This window comes from Pseudomonas sp. NFX224 (assembly GCF_048565165.1).
Classification (GTDB): domain Bacteria; phylum Pseudomonadota; class Gammaproteobacteria; order Pseudomonadales; family Pseudomonadaceae; genus Aquipseudomonas.
Genome location: NZ_CP183416.1, coordinates 5,004,666 through 5,027,576, shown reverse-complemented (window position 1 = coordinate 5,027,576; position 22,911 = coordinate 5,004,666). Strand labels below are relative to the sequence as shown.

The 22,911-nt window shown below is 63.2% G+C and carries 2 protein-coding genes; both read right to left on the bottom strand.

Annotation, left to right across the window (positions count from 1 at the left end; translation table 11 throughout):
• Positions 1-59 precede the first annotated feature (59 nt).
• Positions 60-11,822: a non-ribosomal peptide synthase/polyketide synthase gene (locus tag ACNYC6_RS22915; protein ID WP_419709282.1), complete on the bottom strand. Its 11,763-nt coding sequence runs from the start codon at positions 11,820-11,822 to the stop codon at positions 60-62.
• A complete protein-coding gene (locus ACNYC6_RS22910; protein WP_419709281.1) occupies positions 11,822-22,804 on the bottom strand; it encodes an amino acid adenylation domain-containing protein in 10,983 nt (3,660 codons plus the stop codon). Before ACNYC6_RS22910 ends, ACNYC6_RS22915 begins: the two co-directional genes overlap by 1 nt.
• Between the last annotated feature and the right edge of the window lie 107 nt (positions 22,805-22,911).

Below are 22,911 nucleotides of genomic sequence, written 5' to 3'. Positions count from 1 at the left end.
CTTTTACACAAATAAGGAAATCTGTGGCGAGGGAGCTTGCTCCCTCGCCACAATTGTTTTTAGGCGATCGCCGGCCGGCGCTCCAGCAAGTCTTCGAGTTCGTCGAGCAACTCATCACCGCGCAGCAACTCGTAATGCCCGCCCGCCAACAAGCGATCAACCCCGTGATGGCCGACCTGCGCCTCAAACACCCGGCGCTCGTCGTCACGCTCGGCCACCCACCAGCGATGCGCCGCCGCCTGCACCTTCGGCAACTGCCGCTGGGCGAGGGCCAGTTGCTTGAGCGATGAACCGGTGGCGAAGATCTGCGTCAGTTCGCTCGCGCCCAGCGCCGCGTTTTCGTTGGAACCGTGCATTGCCGCTTCGATCACGGCTGCGGCACCTTCACGCTCGTTCAGGCCTGCGGCTTTCAAGGCAATCAGCGTCTCTGCTTCTTCAGACGGTTGACCGAGGACGAACTTAAGGAAGTCGGCTAAATCTTCGCGCCAGTCCCCCGCTTCCGCCGTACCTGCCACGTAGCTATCGACCAGTCCGGCAAACGCAACCGTCTGACCTTGGGCTTCCAGTTCATGGGCAACCAGTTGCGTCAACGCGCCCCCCAACGACCAACCCAACAGGTAATACGGACCATCCGGCTGCTGCGCACGAATCCGCTGGGTATAGGCCTGGGCCATCACCAGCAGCGATTCGTCCTGCCACTGCGGGTCAAGCAGCATGCGGCATTGCAGGCCGTACACCGTGCGTCGTCCTTCCAGACGCCGGGCCAGCGGCTCGTAGTCGAACACCGTGCCGAAACCGGCGTGCAGGCAGAACAGCGCCGGCACGTTGGCAACACGGCCATTCAATGCCAGCAACGGGTCCGGTGCCCTGGCCGGCTCGGCTGCTTGATAACCGCTGAGTTCAGCGATGCACGGTTTCTGCATCAGGTCGCGTAGTTTCAATTCAAAGCCCAGTTGCGGCTGGCTGCGAACTCGCGAGATGACCTTGAGTACCTGCAACGAGTCGCCACCGAGTTCAAAGAAGTTGTCGTCGATGCCCACTTGCGGCACGCCGAGCACCTCTTGCCAGATCACGGTTAACGCCTGTTCCAGTGCGTTGCGCGGTGCGCGATAACCACCCAGCGCCCATTCCGGTTCCGGCAGTGCGCGGCGGTCGAGCTTGCCGTTGGCCGACAGCGGGAAACGCTCCAGCACCAGGATTCGCGCCGGCACCATGTAGTCCGGCATTTGCGCTTGCAGTTCAGCCTTCAAGCGACGATCCAGCCCGACCGCACCGGCAGCCACCACGTAACCGACCAACTGTTTGCCGGTCGGCGTGTCGTGCACCACCACCGCGGCATCCTGCACGCCTGCGCATTCACGCAGACGTGCTTCGATCTCGCCCAATTCGATGCGGAAACCACGGATCTTCACTTGCTGATCGAGTCGGCCGAGGTAATCGATCAAGCCGCACTCGCGCTGGCGCACCAGGTCGCCGGTGCGGTACATGCGGCCACCGGCCTCGAACGGATCGGGAATGAAGCGCTCGGCGCTCATCCCCGGACGCTGGTGATAACCACGCGCCAGGCATTCGCCGCCCAGGTACAACTCACCGCTCACGCCCACCGGCAACGGATTGAGATCGGCATCCAGCACGTACAAACCACGCCCGGCCACGCCACGACCAATCGGCGCATAAGCCGCGTCGCAGGTTTCGCTGGCCTCGGCACGCCAAAGCAACGGCGTGACCACGGTTTCAGTCGGGCCGTAGCCGTTGACCAGACGCTGCGGACGCAAGGCACGCTTGACCTGTTCGAAACTGGCGTCCGGCACCGCGTCACCGCCAAAGCAGTACACCTCGACCGCCGGCGGATTGCCCAGGCGCTCGGCCACTTCAGCCATTTGTTGCAGGTACGCCGGCGGGAAGCAGGCCACCGTGACTTGATGACGATGCAGCACTTCCAGGGTTTGTTCCGGGGTCCACAAACAGTCTTCGCGGATCACCAGACTGCCACCGGCCAGCATCACACTCAGCCAACGTTCCTGGGCGCCGTCGAAGGCGAACGACATGAAGTGCAGTTCGCGGCTGCGTGGCGCCAGTTCATAGAGGTCGATGATGCCGCGGCAATGCCGGGCAATCGGTCCGCGCGCCACGGCCACGCCTTTCGGTTGACCGGTGGAGCCGGAGGTGTAGATCAGGTACGCCAAATGCCCCGGCAGTGGATTAACAACCGGGCATTCACTGCTGTCAGCCACGGTCAGTTGATCGAGCAGCAAACGCGGCGGGCTGTCCGCCAAGGTCAGGCGTTCACCCAGATCGCTGTCGCAGATCAACAGGCTCGCCACCGAGTCGCTGAGCATGTACGCCAATCGTTCGGCCGGGTACGCCAGGTCCAGCGGCAGATACGCCGCCCCCGCCTTCAGCACCGCGAGGAACGCAACGATGGTGCGCTCGGAACGCGGCAACGCCACCGCCACCCGGCTTTCCGCACCGATGCCGCGAGCGATCAGTTGCTGCGCCAGGCCGTTGGCTTGTGCATTCAGATCGGCATAGCTGACCTCACGATCCTCGCAGAACAACGCGACTTTCTGTGGCTGACTGCGCACATGCTGATTGAACGCATGCAACAGATCAGCGTTGTCGGTAGACGCTTGCGGCAGACTCAAGCGCGCTTCGGGCAAGCCGATGTTGCCGAGCAGGCAGTCGGCGTCTTCCGGCAAGGCGCGCAGCAACCCTTCCAGCTGGGCACGAATGCGCTCGACTTCCTGTTCGCTGAAGCGATCACGCAAGTACAGGTATTCGACTTCCAGGCCTTCGTCATTGGCGCTGACCATCAAGTCCATCGGGAAGTTCGTGACGCCACCGCTGCCGACTTCGGCGAAGCGCAACTCGCCTTCCTCGCCACCGCGCAAGGCACGGTCCACCGGATGGTTTTCAAACACGATGATGCTGTCGAACAAGCCCTGGCCACCCTGCCCGGCCCAACGCTGGACGTCGGACAACGGCGTGTGTTCGTAGTCGCGCACGGCCAGGTTGTAATCCTGCAACTCGCGCAGCCACTCGCCGAGCGGCTGTTGCGGGTCGAGGGTCTGGATCACCGGCAACGTGTTGATGAACAGGCCGAGCATTTCCTGGGCACCGGGTAAACCGGTCGGGCGCCCTGCCACCGTCGCACCGAAGGCCACGCTGCGCTGTCCGCTATGGCGCTGCAACAGCAACAGCCAGGCACCTTGCACCAAGGTGTTGAGGGTCACGCGCTGACGCTTGGCGAAGCTGTGCAACTTGCGTGTCGCCTCGGCATTGAGGTCGCTGTACATCACGCCGTGGCCAGAGCCCGCGGCACCCGAAGCCTTGGCCAGAATGGTCGGGGCCTCCAGCAACGCCAGACGCTCGCGCCAGAAACCTTCGGCCTGTGCATCGTCCTGACGCTGCAGCCAGGCGATATAGTCGGCATAGCGACCGGTCAGCGCCGGCAGGCTGTCGTGGTGGTACAGGCGCAGCATCTCGCCCAGCAGACGCGAAGCACTCCAGCCGTCCAGCAGCAGGTGATGGTAGATCCAGATCATCTGGTAACGCTCTTCACCCAGGCGAACCAGAATGAAGCGCATCAGCGGCGGGCAGCTCAGGTCGAAGCCTTTGGCCTGCTCGGCGGCCGCCAGTTCGCTCAGTGCTTGCTCGGTGTCACTGCGGTCGCGCCAGTCGAGTTCTTCGATCGGCAACTCAACCTCGGCAAACACCGCTTGCAGCGGATCAGCCAGACCATCGCGCCAGCGGAACGCCGCACGCAACACTTCATGACGTTCGACCAACACCTGCCATGCCGCGCGGAAACGTGGCATCTGCAAGCCATCCACCGCCACGCTCAACTGGTTGACGTAGGGGTTGAGCTCCGGTGAGTCGAGGCAATGGAACAACATGCCCTGCTGCATCGGCGACAGTGGATACAGGTCTTGCAGCCCCTCACGAGCCGTCGCATCAATGTGTGGCACGAGGGCGAAAGCCTCGACGGTCGGCGCTTCGACCAACGTCGCTTCACGACGGGTCGCCACGACGGCGAGTGCCCGGATGGTCTGCTGTTCGAACAGTTGCTTCGGAGTGAACAGCAACCCACGCTGCCCGGCACGGCTCACCGCTTGCAGCGAGATGATCGAGTCACCGCCCAGCTCGAAGAAGTTTTCGGTGACGCCCAGCGAATCCAGGCCCAGCAGTTCCTGCCAGATCTCCACCAACAGCGCCTCGGCAGGCGTCGCGGCGGCGACCTGATCGAGGCTCTGACGCGAAGCTTCCGGCGCCGGCAGGCCCTGACGATCCAGTTTGCCGTTCGGCGTCAACGGCAGTGCAGCCAGGCACATCAAATGCGCCGGCAACATGTGCGCCGGTAGACGGCTGCGCAGGTGCGCGGTCAATGCGTCACGCAGGTCCTGTTCGTCGGCCAACGGATCGCGTGGCACCACGTAGCCCACCAGTTGGCGACTCACCGGCCCCTCGCGGTCGATGACGAACGCTTCACGCACGCCTTCGTGCTCCATCAGGCACGCTTCGATTTCGCCGAGTTCGATACGGAAGCCACGAATCTTCACTTGCTGGTCGATACGGCCGAGGTATTCCACCACGCCGTCGGCACGGAATCGCGCCAGGTCACCACTGCGGTACAGCCGCCCGCCCGGCACGAAAGGGTCCGGCACGAACCGTTCAGCGGTCAGGTCCGGACGCTGGTGGTAACCCCGCGCCACGCCCTCGCCGCCGAGGTACAACTCGCCCGCCACGCCCACCGGCAACGGCTGCAAGCCGCCGTCCAGAATGTAGGCGCTGCGGTTGCCCACCGGTCGGCCAATCGGCATGAACGCCGAGTCGAATTCGGTATCCGGATACGCCAGCCAGATCAGCGGAGTGATCACCGTTTCAGTCGGGCCGTAGCCGTTGATCAGGCGCTTGGGTTGCAGCACTTGCTGAACTTCGTCGAACGCATGCTTGGCCATGCCTTCGCCGCATGGGGTGTAGGAACGGATCGGCAAATCGCGCCCCGCTTCGCCCATGTAATCGGCGATCTGCGCCAGATAGGTCGGGGTGAAACAGGCGATGGTGATGCGGTGTTTTTCGATTTCGGCGCAGGTGCGCTCGACGCTCCACAACTCGTCATCACGCGGCATCACCGCCGAACCGAACACCAGCGGCGTCAGCCAGCGTTCATGGGCGCCGTCGAAGCTGATCGAGGCAAATTGCAGCTCACGGTCGTCCGGGGTCATGCCGTACAACTCACCGATGGACACGCAGTGCATGGCCAGCGGACCGTGGGCCACGCTGACGCCTTTCGGCCGCCCGGTGGAGCCCGAGGTGTAGATCAGGTATGCGAGGTTTTCGCCACACGTCAGGTTGACCGGGTTGCTGTCCGCCATGAACTCCAGCGGTTCGCGGTCGATTTCCAGCACTGCCAGGCCTTCCGGCAACGGCAGTTTTTCCCGCAACCAGGATTGGCTGATCAACAGTGAAATCCCGCTGTCGTCCATCAGGTAACGCAGGCGCTCCGCCGGGTACGCCGGGTCGAGCGGCACGTAAGCGCCGCCCGCCTTGAGGATCGCCAGCAGGCCGACGATCATTTCCGGCGAACGCTGCATCGCCAGGCCGACCCGCACTTCAGGGCCGATACCGCGCCCACGCAAGTGATGGGCCAGGCGGTTGGCGCGGCGGTTGAGTACGTCGAAGCTCAGTTCCAGGTCATTGAAGATCAGCGCAGTGGCGTCCGGGCGGGCAACCGCCTGCGCCTCGATCAGTTGATGCACGCACAGCGGGTTTTCCGCCACCGTGAATGGCGGGTTCCACGCCAGCAATTGCTGGGTGCGTTCCGGCGCAGTCAGCAGGTCCAGTTCACTCAAAGCGGCCCGCGGCGCCGCAACCATCGCGGCCAACAGCGCGGCCAGATGCTCGCTCATGCGCGCAATGGCAGTACTGCTGAAATGGCTGCACTGGTAGCTCCAGTTCAGGCTCAGCTGGCTCTCGGCGGTGGCCGCCAGGGTCAGCGGGAAGTTGGTGCGTTCATGGTTCTGCGGGATCGAGAAGCTCAATCCGGCTGGCGCCCCCTGTTGCAGGGCTTCGGCCACCGGGAAGTTTTCGAACACCAGCAGGCTGTCGAACAGCGGCTCGCCGGCACGCCCGGCCCAGCGCTGAATGTCACCGAGGGCGGTGAATTCGTGTTCGCGCAGTTCGAGGTTCTGCGCCTGCAAACGGCTCAGCCATTGCTCGACGCTTTCTACGGCGTCCGGGCTGCTGATCACCGGCAAGGTGTTGATGAACAGGCCGAGCTGGCTTTCTGCTCCCGGCAAATCCACCGGACGCCCGGCCACGGTGGCGCCGAACGCCACGCTGCGCTGGCCGCTGTAGCGTTGCAACAGCAACGCCCATGCGCCTTGCACCAAAGTGTTGAGGGTGACTTTCTGCTGGCGAGCAAAGTCGCTGAAGCGTTTGCTGGTGGCGACATCGAACGTCTGGCGATGGTCGGCAAACGCCGCATCCGACAGGTTTTTGCCGTCGACATGCGCGAGGCTCTGGGCCAGCAGCGTCGGATTGTCGAGCGTCGCCAGTTGCCCGCGCCAGAAAGCCTCGTCGGCCTCGGCATCCTGACGCTGCAGCCAGCCGATGTAGTCGGCGAAACGCCCGGTGGGCGCTTGCACCTCTTGCCCGGCATAACGCTGCAAGACTTCGCTCAACAGCAGCGAGTTACTCCAGCCGTCGAGCAGCAGGTGATGGTGGGTGTAGATCAGTTGCTGACGCTCGTCGTCCAGGCGCACCAGCGTCAGACGCATCAGCGGCGCTTTGGTCGAATCCAGTTGCAGGCGTTCGCTGTCGATCAGTTGCGCCAGCGCTTCGGCCTGATTGTCGCGACCACGCCAGTCCAGGCAGGTCAGCGGCAATTGCAGATGGCGGTGCACCAGTTGCACCGGCGCTTCGAAACCTTGCGGGAAGTGGAAGCTGCTGCGCAGGATCGCATGGCCGTCGAGCACCGCTTGCCACGCCCGGCCCAGACGTTCGGCATCGAGACCGCGAGCCTCGACGCTGAGCTGGTTCACATAGGCACCGGACGCCGATTCGTAGAGGCTGTGGAAGAGCAAACCGGCCTGCATCGGCGACAGCGGATATACATCTTCGATCTGCGCTGGCGGCACCGGCAGACCATCGAGTTGCGCCTGGCTCAGGCGCGCCAGCGGGAAGTCCGCCGGAGTCACGCCGCCCGCGCCATCGCTCAGACAGTGGTCGATCAGCGCCAACAGTTCAGCGCGAAAATCGATCGCCAGGGCTTCAATCTCGCGCAGCTCAAAGCATTCGCGGCTGAAGGTCCAGTCGAGTTTCAGTTCGCCGCCATAAACCTGGCCGTCCACCGACAACCAGTTAGGCAGTGGCGCGTCCGCCGATTGCGCGGCACCGCTGGACTCCTTGGCCGGCGTGAACAGTGCGTCCTCGGCAAAGCTCTGGTCGAACTGCCCCAGGTAGTTGAAGGTCACCCGCGCCTGCGGCAACGCCGCCAATGCGGATTGCGCCGTGGCATCGCCCATGTAGCGCAGCAGGCCAAAACCCAGGCCTTTGCCCGGAATGTCGCGCAGTTGTTGCTTGATCGCCTTGATCGAAGCGCCGAGCTCGACGGTCGGCGTCAGGCGCACCGGGAACAGGCTGGAGAACCAGCCGACGGTGCGGGTCAGGTCAATGTCGTCGAACAGTTCTTCGCGGCCATGGCCTTCGAGCTGGATCAACGCCGATGCTTCACCGGTCCAGCGACTGAGGGTGCGGGCCAGTGCGGTCAGCAGCAGATCGTTGACCTGTGTGCGGTAGATCGCTGGCGCCTGTTGCAGCAACTGGCGGGTCTGATCGCGATCCAGACCGATGCTCACGCCCTGGCGCAGATGCCCGGCCTGACTTGCATACGGGTTGGCCGCTGGCAGCGTATCGCTGGCCCCGGCCAACTGCGTTTGCCACCCGTTCAGTTCATCGGCGGCAGTTTCAGAACGTGCGTAAACGTCGAGTTTGTCGGCCCAGGCCTGGAAAGCGCTGGTCTTCGGTGGCAGTTCTTCACCTTGGTAAGCGGCCTGCAAATCTTCCAACAGCACGCGCCACGAAACACCGTCCACCGCCAAGTGGTGGATCACCAGCAGCAAGCGTTGCGAGCCATCGGCCTGGGCAATCAGCGCTACGCGCAGCAGCGGTCCGTCTTGCAGGCTGAGGCTGCGCTGGGCCTCATCGCACACCGATTCCAGCGAGGCATCGCTGGCCACGCGAGCGGTCCAGAGCATGTCGATGACGTCGGCGCTGTCGGCACCGACATAACGCGCCGACCATTGGCCGTCGACCTGACTGAAGCGCAGACGCAGGGCATCGTGCTGCTTGAGCACCCGCTGCAAGGCGCTTTGCAGACGCGGCAGTTCAAGGGTTTCGCGCGGCGTCAGCAATACCGCCTGGTTCCAGTGGGCGCGTTGCGCAATCGGCTCTTCGAAGAACCAACGCTGGATCGGCGTGAGTTTTTGCACGCCATCCACCGGCCCTTGTTGCGCCAGCGGTGCGGCCTGTTCCTTGACCACGGCAGCCAGGGCTTGCAGGGTTTGCTGCTGGAACAGGTCGCGCGGTTGCAGGCTGAGGCCAGCGCGACGGGCGCGGCTGACCACTTGAATCGAGATGATCGAGTCGCCGCCCAGTTCAAAGAAATTGTCCTGACGCCCGACCTGTTCCACGCCCAACACATCCTGCCAGATCTGCGCCAGCACTTGCTCATGGCTGCTGCGCGGTGCTTCGAACGCACGCTGGCTGACCTGCGCGGTCGGCGCCGGCAGGCGTTTGCGATCCAGCTTGCCGTTGGGGCTCAAGGGCATTTGCTCGATCAGCATGGTCTGCGCCGGCACCATGTAATCCGGCAGGCTGCCGAGCAAATGGCTTTTCAGGGTTTCGCGCCACGCGCCCTGCTGTTCGGCATCGGCGCCGATCAAAGCGCGGTCCTGCGGCACGATGTACGCCACCAGTTGCTTGCCGCCCGGGCCGTCGAGGGCCAGGACAACCGCTTCTTGCACGTCGGCATGTTCTTGCAGACGCGCTTCGATTTCCCCGAGTTCAATGCGCAAGCCGCGAATTTTCACTTGATGGTCGATGCGTCCGCAGTAATCGATGGCACCGTCGGCGCGATAACGCGCCAGGTCGCCGGTGCGGTACAAGCGCTCGCCGCTGCCGAACGGGTCGACCACGAAACGCTCGGCAGTCAGCGCGCCACGACGGTGATAACCACGGGCCAGGCCGACACCGCCGAGGTACAGCTCACCCACCGCGCCCAGCGGCAATGGTTGCAGTTCGCTGTCGAGAATGCAGGTGCGCAGGTTGGCGATCGGTTGGCCGATCGGCACGCTGTCGCGGCCTTCTTCAACGCAGGTCCAGTGGGTCACGTCGATGGCCGCTTCGGTCGGGCCATACAGGTTGTACAGGTTGGCTTGCGGCAGGCTGCGCAGGGTCTGGCGTTGCAGTTCCATCGGCAGCGCTTCACCGCTGCAAATAATGCGGGTCAGCGAGGTGCAGGCCAGCGCTTCGTCAGCGCCGATGAACGCCGAGAGCATCGACGGCACGAAGTGCAGCGTGGTGATCGCTTGCTCGACGATCAATGCAGCGAGGCGTTGTGGATCGCGATGCTCACCCGGTGCGGCGATGACCAGCGTGGCGCCTTTCATCAGCGGCCAGAAAAACTCCCACACCGACACGTCGAAACTGAACGGCGTCTTTTGCAGCACGCGGTCCGACGGCAGCAGGTTGTAGGCTTCCTGCATCCACTCGATACGGTTGTGCAACGCCACATGACGGTTGCCCGCGCCTTTTGGTTTACCGGTCGAACCGGAGGTGTAGATCATGTAGGCGAGGTTTTCTGCCACGGCGATGTTTGGCAGATCGCTGCCCGGCAGGTCGCTCAGCCAATCGGCATCGGCATGCAGGCTCAAGGTGCGTACGTTGTCCGGCGTCGGCAGTTGCACCAGCAAATGCGCTTGGGTCAGCAACAGCGAAATCCCGCTGTCCTCGATCATGTAGCTCAGGCGATCGAGCGGATATTCCGGGTCCAGCGGCACATAGGCGCCACCGGCCTTGAGAATCGCCAGCAGGCCGACGACCATTTCCAACGAACGGTCGCAGGCAATCCCGACGATCACTTCCGGGCCAACACCTTGCGCACGCAGGTGATGGGCCAGACGGTTGGCGCGCAGGTTCAGCTGCGCGTAGCTCAAGGACTGGCCCTGGAACACCAGCGCCGTCGCTTCAGGGTTTTCCATCACCCGCGCTTCGAAATGCCGCTGCACGCAGACTTCACCCGGATACACCTGAGCCGTGTCGTTGAGGTCATCGAGAATACGCAGGCGCTCGTCGGCATCCAGCAGCGGCAATTCGGCCAGCGGGGTTTGCGGGTTCGCCAGCACCCCGGCGAGCAGGTTGCGCCAATGCCGGGCCAGCGTTTCGATGCGCTCGGCGTCGAACAGGTCGGTGGCGTAGGTCAGGCTGGCGAACAGTTTGTCGCCCTCCTCCTGGGTGTCGAGTTGCAGGTCGAACTGGGTGGTTTGCGCCGTGGCGTTCAGCGCCTCGACCCGCAAACCGGCCAGCAAACCACTGACCGCTGCCGGCCGGGCTTGCTGGTGGTTGAACATCACCTGGAACAACGGGCTGTGACTCAGGCTGCGCTCGCCTTGCAGCGCCTGCACCAGACGCTCGAACGGCAAGTCCTGAAAATCCTGGGCATCCAGCGAAGTGGCGCGGGTTTGCTCCAGCAACTGGTTGAACGGCAGGCGTCCGTCGAGTTCGGCGCGCATCACCTGGGTGTTGACGAAGAAGCCGATCAGGCCACGGGTTTCCGCGCGATTACGGTTGCCGATCGGCACGCCGATGCGCAGATCAGCCTGGCCGCTGTAGCGATAGAGCAAGGCCTGAAAACTCGCCAGCAACAGCATGAACGGCGTCACGCCGCGCTGTTTGGCCAGAGCCATCAAACCGCTTGCGAGTGTAGCGTCCAGTGCAAAGTCCAGACGCGCACCGCGCTGGCTCGGTTGCGCCGGACGCGGACGATCCGTCGGCAACTCCAGCAATGGCTGTTCGCTGCCGAGCTGCTCACGCCACCAGTTCAGTTGACGCTCCAGTTCTCCGGCGTCCATCCAGCGTCGTTGCCACGCGGCGTAGTCCGAATACTGGATCGGCAGCGCTTGCAGCGCTGCGCCCTGACCTTGGCAATGGGCGGCATACAGTTGGGAAAACTCTTCGACCAATACGCCCATCGACCAGCCATCGGTGACGATGTGGTGCAGGGTCAGCACCAGCACATGGTCCTCGGTGTCCAGTTGCAGCAGGCTGACGCGCAGCAGCGGGCCGTGCTGCAAATCGAATGGCCGGGCGATTTCCTGTTCGACCTTTTTCAATGCGCATTCGAAACGCTGCGTCTCAGGCTCATCGCGCAAATCGTGCTGCTCGATGGACAGCGAAGTGAACGCCGCCAAGGCTTGCATCACCTGGCCATCGTCCTCGACGAAGCGGCTGCGCAGGCTCTGGTGCCGCTCCAGCAACACATCAAAACTCTGTTGCAGGGCTGCGACGTTCAGCTGTCCATGCAGACGCAGGGCGGCAGGAATGTTGTACGCCGAGCTCTGCGGATCGAGCTGCCAGAGAAACCATTGGCGCTGCTGCGCATAGGACAGTTCAAACGTTGCTTGCGGTTCGGTAGCAGCTGGAATCGGCAGTTGGCCGAAACTCACACCCTGCTCTTGCATCTTGGTCAGAAACTCGCGGCGCTTGTCGGCGGGCAGGCCGGCAAAACGGGAGGCGATTCGCATGGCGGTGGTGTGTTCCATCAGTTGATCTCCATCTCGTCGAGAAGCGACTCAAGCGCATCCAGACGTGCATCGTTGTCAGTCGGGGCTTGTTGCCCGGCCATGGCGGCATAAGCCTGAAGGTCGTTGCTTTCGAACAGCGCGCGCAGCGGCAGCTCGATGCCCAGTTCCAGTTCCACACGGGCGCTGGCCTGGGCGGCGAGCAGCGAGTGCCCGCCCAATTCAAAGAAGTTGTCGCGCCGGCCGATCTGCGCCACGCCCAGCACGTCGGCCCAGATCGCCGCCAGTTGCTGTTCGAGTTCGCCTTCAGGGTCTTCGAACGGTCGTTGCCAGTCCTCGGCATCCGGCAGCGGCAAGGCCTTGCGGTCGAGCTTGCCGTTGCTGGTCAGCGGCAAGTCATCGAGCAGCAGCCAGTGGCTCGGCACCATGTAATCCGGCAGGTCGACCTTGAGCGCAGCGCGCAAGTTGTCGCGCCAGGCGATCGGATCATGCGGGGGCTGTTCAGCGACGACGTACGCGCAGAGTTGCGGCCCGGCGTCACCGGCATGCACGCTCAATACCGCCTGACGCACACCCGGTTGCGCCAGCAGCGCGGCTTCGATTTCACCCAGTTCGATGCGGAACCCGCGAATCTTCACTTGCTGGTCGATGCGCCCGAGGTAATCGATGCTGCCATCGGCGCGTTGACGTGCCAGGTCGCCACTGCGATAGAGGCGTTGCGACACGTCAAACGGGCTCGGCACAAAACGCTCGGCGGTCAGGCCGAAACGCCCGTGATAACCGCGCGCCAAACCCGCACCGGCGATGTACAACTCGCCCGCCACACCCACCGGCACCGGTTGCAACTGGCTGTCGAGCAAGTACCAGCGCAGGTCGCGGATCGGCAAACCAATCGGGCTCTGCGCCTTGCCGTCGAGATCGGCCAGGCGAATGGCGCGGTAGGTCACGTGCACCGTGGTTTCGGTGATGCCGTACATGTTCACCAGCGTTGGCTGTTGATCGCCGAAGCGTTCGAACCATGGACGCAGACTCGCGACTTCCAATGCTTCGCCACCGAAGATCACCTGACGCAACGCCAGGTTGCGTGGGCTGGCGCAGGCAATCGGCAGCAGTTGACGGAACGCGGTCGGGGTCTGGTTCAACACCGTCACGCCTTCATCGCAGAGCAAACGATGGAATTGCTGCGGCTCGCGGCTGATGTAATACGGCACGATCACCAGACGCCCACCGGTGCACAGTGAACCGAACAGCTCCCACACCGAGAAATCGAAGGCGTAGGAATGGAACAGCGTCCAGACATCGTCCGCACCGAAGTTGAACTCGGCAGCGGTGGCCGTCAGCAGGCGGCCGACGTTGCCGTGGCTGAGCAATGCACCTTTTGGCCGACCGGTGGAACCGGAGGTGTAGATCACGTACGCGAGGTTGTCCGGAGTTGCCAATACCGGCAAGTTGTCAGCGCTGTAGGCGTCCAGTTGCAGTGACGCCAGATCCAGCACCTGCACGTCATCGCGGGCCGGCAAACCGTCGATCAAGTGTGATTGGGTCAGCAGCAGCGCAATGCCGCTGTCGTCGATCATGTAGCTCAAGCGCTCAGCCGGGTATTGCGGGTCCAGCGGCACATAGGCGCCACCGGCCTTGAGAATCGCCAGCAAACCGACCACCAGCGGCATCGCCCGTTCGGTGGCGATACCTACGCGCACTTCCGGTCCGACGCCCTGCTCGCGCAGTTGACGCGCCAGTTGGTTGGCCCGGGCGTTGAGCGCGGCGTAGCTCAGTTGCTCGCCCTCAAACACCAGTGCAATCGCGTCTGGCCGTTGCGCGGCTTGCGCTTCGAACAACTGATGCAAGGTCGGCGATGGCAGTAGCACCTGGAACGTCGGGTTCCAGTGCTGGATCAAACCGGCCGATTGCGATGCTTGCAGCAGCGGCAGTTCTGCGACGCGTTGCTGCGGATCGGCAACCACCGCACGCAGAAGGTTGAGCCACTGTTCGGCCAAGCGCTGCATCGAAGCTTCGTCATACAGATCGGTGGCGTAGCTCAGGCTCGCATCCAGTGCATCGCCCCGCTCCTGGGTATCAAGCACCAGATCGAATTGTGCGGTGTGCTGCTGCCAGTGCAGGCGCTCGACCTGCAAACCGGCGACGACCCGCTCGACGCTCGCGCCCATTTGCTGCTGGTGGTTGTAGAGCACCTGGAACAATGGGCTGTGATTAAGGCTACGGTCCGGTTGCAAGGCATCGACCAGTTGCTCGAACGGCAAGTCCTGATGGGCCTGCGCCGTCAACGCCGTTTGCTTGACCTGTTGCAGCAAGGCGCTGAATGGCTGTTGCCCATCGATCTCGGCACGCAGCACCTGGGTGTTGATGAAGAAGCCGATCAGGCCTTCGGTTTCCAGGCGCGAACGCCCGGCGCTCGGCACACCGACGCTGATGCCTGACTGCCCGCTCTGGCGGTGCAGCAAGGTCTGGAAACTTGCCAGCAACAGCATGAACAAAGTTACTTGCTGTTCCTGCGCACGCTGACGCAAACCGGCCAGCAGTTCGCGATCGACGTTCAACGTCAGGTTGGCGCCGTGTTCGCTGCGGCGAGCCGGACGGGTCAGTTCACTCGGCAACTCCAGCGGTGCCTGGCTGCCCTGCAGTTGCTCGCGCCACCACGCCAGTTGCCGCGCGCCTTCGCCTGCCTCCAGCCAGTCACGCTGCCAGCGGGCGTAATCGCTGTAATCCACCGGCAAGCTGTTGAGGCTGGCCGCGCGTCCTTGCGCAGCCGCCTGATACAACGCGCTGAACTCATCGACCATCACCTGCATCGACCAGCCATCGGCGGCGATGTGGTGCACGGTCAAGACCAGCACATGCTCTTCGGCGCTGATTTGCAGGAGCAATGCGCGCCACAGCGGACCGTTGCGCAGGTCGAATGGCTGGGCGATTTCTTCGGCCACGGCATCGTTTATCGAAGACTCTGCGACTGGCCGCTCGCTCAACTGCAACGCCAGTTCGGCGTGCACCCGTGGACGCGCCTGCTGGCCGTCCTGTTCGAAGGTCGTGCGCAGGGTTTCGTGACGGGCCTGCAATTGCAGGAAGGCATGGCGCAGGGCCTTGCGGTTCAGCGGTCCTTTCAGGCGCAGCGCGGCAGGAATGTTGTAGGCGCTGCTCTGTGGGTCCAGTTGCCAGAGAATCCATTGGCGCTGTTGGGCGTAGGACAAAATTCGCGGTTGATCGTCTGTCGCGCGTTGCAGTTGCGGTTGAGCGCTGGTGTCGGCAAGCGCCGCACGCTCGGCGAATGCTGCCAGGTTCGCAGCGGAAAACAGGCTGCTCACCGACAGTTCGATGTTCAGTTGCTGACGTACCCGGGAGATCACTTGCAGCACCAGCAACGAATGGCCGCCCAACTCGAAGAAGTTGTCGTCGCGCCCTACTTGCTCAACCTGCAATACGCTCTGCCAGATCTGCGCCAGTTGCATTTGCAGCCCCTCAGCCGGAGCGACGAATGCACGTTGTGCAGCACCGGCGTCAGCGCGTGGCAAGGCCTTGCGGTCGAGTTTTCCGTTGTTGTTGAGCGGTAGTTTCGCCAACAGGATCAGATGGCTCGGCACCATGTATTCCGGCAGCGACTGGCGCATAACGGCCTTGAGCTCGTCCAGATAATCAGCCTCGGCATTCACCGCGCCACTGGCGACGATGTACGCCACCAGTTGCGTGCCGTCCTGGGCGATGACCGCTGCTTCGCGCACCTCGTCCCGGGCTTGCAGGCAAGCTTCGATCTCGCCCATTTCGATGCGGAAACCGCGAATTTTCACCTGATGGTCGATACGTCCGACGTACTCCAGATCGCCGTTGGCGTTGTAGCGAGCCAGGTCGCCGCTGCGGTACAGACGCGCGCCCGGTTCGCGGGCAAACGGGTCTGGCAGGAAACGTTCGGCGGTCAGTGCCGGGCGGTCGAAATAGCTTTGCGCCAGGCAGGCCGGTGCGCCGATGCACAATTCGCCGACGCCATCGGCCGGCAGCAAATGACCGGCCGCATCCAGCACATACAACGCTCGGCCGGGAATGGCACGACCGATCGGGATGCCAAACGCGTCGCTGGCATCGTCCACATGGCATTCATGCACGCTGGAGACCACGGTCGCTTCGGTCGGTCCGTAGGTGTTGAGCAGGCGTACGTGACTCAAACCAGCCTGATGCCACAGGCGCAGACCTTCCACCGACATGGCTTCGCCGCCGACGTGTACCTGGCGCAAATCGCCGAGGTTGCGCACCAGACCGCTGGCACATTCACGGGCCAGCAGGAACCAGTAGGCGGCGGGCAAGTCGGCCACGGTCACGCCCTGATCGACGATTTCCGCCGCCAGTCGACCGGCGTCCCACAGGTCATCGCCGCGCATGATCAACGCCGCGCCGACGCACAGCGCCGGGTAGCACTGCTCGACGAAACCGTCGAAGCTGAAGGTCGCAAATTGCAGCACGCGGTCGGCGGCCGACAGCACCGAATAGTCGGCAGCGGCTTGGCAGAACTCGCGCAGCGCGCCATGGTCGATGGCCACGCCTTTGGGCTGACCGGTCGAACCGGAGGTGTAGATGATGTAGGCCAGGTCTGCGGCCACGGCATGGTTTTGTGGATCGCTGTCCGGGTAGCCTGCGGCTTCGTCCAGGCTCAACAGGCGCAGATGCACGGGCAGCGGCAAATCTTCCAGCAGGCCCGATTCGCACAACAGCACGTCGAGACGGCTGTCTTCGATCATGTAGGCCAGTCGCTCGCTTGGATATTTCGGGTCCAGCGGCACATAGGCCGCGCCGCTTTTCAGCACCGCGAGCAAGCTGACGATCAACTGCGGACCACGACGCAGCGCCAGGCCGACACGCTTGCCGGGACCGGCGCCGTTGTCGATCAGGCGATGGGCCAGGCGGTTGGCCTGGGTATTCAGTTGGCCGTAGCTCAGCGAGTGACCTTCGACCTGCAATGCCAGTGCGTCCGGAGTGGCAGCGGCTTGCGCGGCGATTCTCTGGTGGACCAAAAGCCCTGTGCATAACTCAACCGGCGCTGGTTGGCTGATCGCGAGCACCGCGTTTTTGCCTTCGCCATCGAGTAGCTCCAGCGCACCCAATGCAGCATCCGGCGCGGCGACCAATTGCGTCAGCAGGTGCTGCAGATTGGCCGACAGCTGAGCGACCTGGGCGGCACTGAAACGCGCTGCGTCGTAGCTGAAATCAAAACTCAACGCTTCGCCCAACTCGACGCCAAGCGTCAGTGGGTAGTGGGTGCGCTCATGATTATGCAAGTTGCCGAAGGACAACCCGGCCGGCGCGCCCTGCTTCAGCGCCTCGGCGACGGGGAAGTTTTCGAACACCAGCAAACTGTCGAACAGCGCCGAACCCTGTTGCCCCGCCCACCCCTGAATGTCGTACAGCGGCACGTGTTCGAACTCGCGCATCGCCAGGTTCAGGCCTTGCAACTCACCCAGCCACTGGCTGACGGTCTGGTCCGGTTTCATCGAGCACACCAGCGGCAGCGTGTTGATGAACAGCCCCAGTTGCACTTCGATTCCCGGCAACGGCGCCGAACGTCCGGCCACGGTGGCGCCGAACACCACGCAATCCTGGCCGGTGTAGCGTTGCAGCAACAGGCTCCATGCCGCTTGCAGCACGGTATTGAGGGTGACTTTCTGCTGGCGTGCGAACTCGGCCAGACGCTGGGTCGCGGGACCATCGAGGGCCACGCGATGTTCCTCGCTACCCTCGGCGCCGACCGGTGGACGCAGGGCTTCAGCCAGCAGGGTCGGAGCTTCAAGCGGTGCCAGCGCGGCTTTCCAGAACTGCTCGCCAGCGACGGCCGATTGCTGCTGCAACCAGCCCAGATAATCGCGGTATTGCCCCGTTGGCGCCGGCAGCGACTGCCCGGCGGCGTAGTGCTGAATGACTTCGGCGAGCAACTGCGCGTTGCTCCAGCCGTCCATCAGGATGTGATGGCTGGTGTAGATCAGGTGCCAGTCACTGGCGCCAGTACGCACCAGCTTCAAGCGGAACAACGGTGCACTGCCCAGCTCGAAACCTTGGGCACGTTCGGCATCGGCCAATGCGTCAGTGTCGGTCGCTTCAAGCACTTGCAGCGGCAACCCGACCTGACGGGCAATCGCCTGATGCGCGACGTCGAGACCCTGCCAGTGAAAGCTGCTGCGCAGAATGTCGTGACGCTCGACCGCAGCCTGCCAGGAGCGAGTGAAGCGCTCGGTGTCCAGGCCGCCGATGTCCAGGCGCAACTGGCTGATGTAGGCGCCGACTTGCGGCTCGTACAAGGTGTGGAACAGCATGCCCTGCTGCATCGGCGACAGCGGATACAGGTCTTCCAGCGTCGAGACGGTGAGCGGCAATCCATCGATTTGCGCCTGATTGATCTGCGCCTGCGGGAAGTCCGACGGCGTGGCTTGCGCCAGTTCAAGCGTGCAGCAGTGATCAATCAGTGCGCTCAATTCTTGCGCATATTCGTCGGCCAGACGCTGGATAGTCGCGGTGTCGAACATCTCGCGGCTGAAGCCCCAGCTCAGGGACAGCTCGCCGCCGTAGACCTGGCCTTCGACCACCAGCCAGTTGCCGAGCAGCGCCGATGGGTCCTGCGCGATACCGTTGCCTTCGGTGGATGGGGTGAACAACGCGCCCTCATCGAACTGACGATCGAACTGCCCCAGATAGTTGAAGGTGATGCGCGGTTGCGGCAACGCCGCCAGTTCAGCGCGTACCTCAGGCGTGCCGAGGTAGCGCAGCGCACCATAACCCAAGCCTTTATCCGGGACGTTGCGCAGTTGCTCCTTGATCGACTTGATCGATGCACCGAGGTCGGCGGCGGGTTTCAGGTTGACCGGGAACAGGCTGGTGAACCAGCCAACGGTGCGGGTCAGGTCGATGTCATCGAACAGGTCTTCACGGCCATGCCCTTCGAGCTGGATCAGCGTACTGCCCTGCCCGCTCCAGCGGCAAACGGCGCGGGTCAGTGCGGTCAGCAGCAGGTCGTTGACCTGGGTACGATAGGCCGCCGGGGCCTGTTGCAGCAGCTTGCGGGTTTGTTCGGTGTCGAGCTTGAGTTCGAGTTTTTCTTCGAAGCGGTTCTCCAGCGCGCCGTTCGGGCGTTCGCATGGCAGGTCGGTTGGCGCGCCTTGCAGTTGCTTCTGCCAGTGGTCGAGGTTGTGTTCGAAGGCTGGCAGATGATCCTGCAAACGCGCGACCCAACGTTGATAAGTGCTGGTTTTCGCCAGCGCCGTGCCGCCGTTGTAGAAGTGCTGCAAATCTTCGAGCAGCACGCGCCAGGAGACACCGTCTACCGCCAGGTGATGGATCACCAGCAGTAATCGTTCTGAGCCGTCGGCCATCGCCACCCGTAGTGCGCGCAGCAACGGGCCGTTATGCAGATCGAGACTGCGCTGGGCTTCGTCGCACAAGGTGTTGAGTTGCTCGAGCGATTGCGCCTGACACTGCCACAACACCGACTCCGTGGTCGGCGCGGAGTACGCCTGTTGCCAGGTGTTTTCTGTCTGTAAATAACGCAGGCGCAAACTGTCGTGCCGGGTCAGCAATTGCTCCAGTGCACGTTCCAGCGCTTCGATGTTCAGCGCCTCGCGCGGCACCAGCAACAGCGACTGGTTCCAGTGCTGACGCTCGGGGATCGCTTGTTCGAAGAACCATTGCTGCACCGGCGCCAGCGCCACTGCGCCCACCGCCGGACCTTGATCGATCTGCGATTGCTCGCCTGTGCGTGCCGCTTGGGCGAGGCTGCGGATGGTCTGGTGCTGGAACAGGTCCTTGGGGCTGAGCACGATGCCGGCCTGCCGCGCACGGCTGACCACTTGCATCGAGACGATGGAGTCGCCGCCCAGTTCGAAGAAATTATCTTCCAAACCAACGCTGTCGATGGCCAGCACGTCCTGCCAGATGGCGGCGAGGGCTTTTTCCAGTTCGCTGCGCGGCGCGACGTGTTCGCGTTGCGGGGTAGATCCATCAATCGCCGGCAAGGCCTTGCGGTCGAGTTTGCCGTTAGGGGTCAGTGGCAGATGGTCGAGGAACAACAGGAACGCCGGGACCATGTAGTCCGGCAGATGCTGACGCAGCGCGGCTTTCAGCGTCTCGCGCAGGGTCGCTTGCGCGTCGGCATCGACTACCAGCGCCGAATCGTTCGGCACGATGTATGCCACCAGTTGCTGACCGCTGACGCCGTCCTGGGCCAGCACCGCCAGCTCGCGAACCGCGTCTTGCTGCAACAGTCGCGCTTCGATTTCACCGAGTTCGATACGGAAGCCACGGACCTTGACCTGATGGTCGATGCGACCGACATATTGTAGGGTGCCGTCGGCCTGATAACGGGTCAGGTCGCCGGTACGGTACAGGCGTTCGCCGGTGCTGGAAAACGGGTTCGGTACATACTTTTCAGCGGTCAGGCCTGGGCGAGCCAGGTAGCCACGGGTGATGCCTGCACCGCTGAGGTACAGCTCGGCGGACACGCCTTGCGGCACTGGTTGCAGATCGGCATCCAGCAGATAGCTGGCGGTGTGCTTGAGCGGGCGACCGATGTTGGCGTGGCCAGCGGCTTCGCGACGGGTCCAGGTCGAATAGGTGGTGTCTTCCGAAGGGCCGTACAGGTCGTAGACGTGCTCGACGGTCGCTTGCTGATACAGCGCGTCAACCAGGCTTTGCTTGAGCGGTTCACCGGCCAGGTTGATGATGCGCACGCTCGGCGGGATCTGCCCGTCGCGCTGCAACGCATTGATCGCCGACGGCACGGTGTTGATCAGGCGCACCTGATCCCGCGCCGGCAGCTGCGGCAATTCCAAGGCGTTGCGGGCGATGATCAGCGAACCACCGTTGGCCAGCGTGACGAACAGCTCCCACACCGACAGGTCGAAGCACACCGATGTCGAGGCCAGCACACCTTGAATGTCGTCGCGACTGTACACCGATTTGGACCAGTCGATCAGCGCCTGCACGTTGCGATGGGCGATGGCCACGCCTTTGGGTTTGCCGGTGGAACCGGAGGTGTAGATCACGTAGGCCAGGTTGTCCGGCGTGACGCGGGTGACCGGGGCGCTTTGCGGGTAGGCGGTTAGCGACTGGTTTTCGTCCATCAACAGCACTTGAGTGTCGGCGCTCACACTCAACGATTCGGCGACGGCCTGCTGCGTGATCAGCACCCGCGCGCGGCTGTCTTCGAGCATGTAGGCAACGCGCTCGGCCGGGTAATCCGGGTCCAGCGGCACGTAGGCGCCCCCGGCCTTGAGCACAGCCAATAAGGCCACCAGCAGTTGTTCGGAACGCTGCATGGCCACGCCGACCCGCACTTCCGGGCCGACGCCGAGCTCGATCAGTTTGTGTGCCAGACGGTTGGCTTGCTGATCGAGTTCGCCGTAAGTCAGTTGCGTGTTCGCGAAGGTCACGGCCAATGCATCAGGGCTCGCAGCCACTTGCTGGCTGATCAGCTGATGAATGCACAGATCTTCGGCGAAGCTTTCGTCGGCGCGGTTCCAGTCCTGCACGATGCGCTGATATTCGGCCTGTTCCAGCAACGGCAAATCACTGATGCGCTGCTGCGAATCGCTGACCATGCCTTGCAGCAAACGTGTCCAGTGCTGCGCCATGCGCGCGATGGTCGCGGCGTCGAACAGGTCGTTGGCGTAGGTCAGCGCGGCGTGCAACTTGCCACCCTTCTCGTAGGTGTCGAGGGTCAGGTCAAACTGCGTGGTGCGCCCTTGCCACTCGATCATACCCAGCGCCAGGCCGGACGCCGTGGTCACCGTGGAAATGTCCGCGACCTGCGGCTGGTGGTTGTACATCACCTGGAACAGCGGCGTGTGGCTGAGGCTGCGCTCCAGTTTCAAGGCTTCGACCAGACGCTCGAACGGCAGGTCCTGATGGGCCTGGGCGCCGAGCGCGGTTTCCTTGATGCGGCGCAGCAAGTCGTCGACACGGGTCTGGCCATCCAGTTGCGTGCGCAGCACCTGGGTGTTGACGAAGAAACCGATCAGGCCTTCGATCTCGGCGCGATTGCGGTTAGCAATCGGCACGCCGACACGGATGTCGTTCTGCCCGCTGTACCGGTGCAGCAGCACATTGAACGCACCGAGCAACAGCATGAACAAGGTGATGTTGTGTTTCTGTGCAGTGACGCGCAATTGCTCAGCCAGCTGTCCGTCGACGGCGAATTCGTAGCGTGTCCCGCGATAGCTCGGCATCGCCGGGCGCGGATGATCGAGAGGCAGTTCCAGCACCGGGTGTTCGTCGCCCAGTTGCGCTTGCCAGTATTCGAGTTGGCGCGCCTGCTCGCCCGCCTCCAGCCAGCGGCGCTGCCACAAGGCGTAGTCGCTGTATTGAATCGGCAACGCCGCCAGTTGCGGTTGTGTGCCGGCATCGAAGGCGTCGTAGCAGCGGATGAATTCGTCGATCAGCACGTTCATCGACCAACCGTCGGACACGATGTGGTGCAGGGTCAGCAGCAGCACGTGTTCCTGCTCGGCGAGCTTGAGCAAGGTCACGCGCAGCAGCGGACCGCTGCCCAGGTCGAACGGCAACACCGATTGCTGTTCGGCGGCGCGGGCCACAGCCTGCTCGCGTTCGGTGGCCGGCAAGGCACTGAAATCGACGTGATCGATCACCAACGGCGCCGTGGCCGGGACTTGCAGCAGGCTGTCGTCAGGCTGAGGCGCAAACACGGTGCGCAGGGTTTCATGACGCGCCACCAGGCTGGCGAAGGCCTGTTCCAGTGCCGGCAAATTCAGACGACCGGTCAGGCGTACCGCGCCTGGCAGGTTGTAGGCGCCGCTTTGCGGGTCCAGTTGCCAGAGAAACCACATGCGTTGCTGAGCGTACGACAGCGCCTGGCGATCCTCGGCCTCGACGCCGGCAGGAATGGGGAAACGGGCGAAATCAACGCCCTCCTTGTGCAAGGCCGCAAGGAACATCTGGCGCTTTTCCAGGGGCAACCCGATAAACCGGCGAGCAAGTTTCAAGGAGTCTTCAGCATTCATTTCTGGGTATCCGGATCAGTGGCGGGAAGCACAAAGGCACGTCGTCCCTATAAAACGAATGCAGGCCGGAAAAATTAGCGAATGAGAACAAGTATCAGAAGGGAGGT

What these genes read in the sequence shown, in the direction of transcription:
- ACNYC6_RS22915 (WP_419709282.1), bottom strand. Translation starts at nt 11,822, where the DNA reads ATGGAACACACCACCGCCATGCGAATCGCCTCCCGTTTTGCCGGCCTG.
- ACNYC6_RS22910 (WP_419709281.1), bottom strand. Translation starts at nt 22,804, where the DNA reads ATGAATGCTGAAGACTCCTTGAAACTTGCTCGCCGGTTTATCGGGTTG.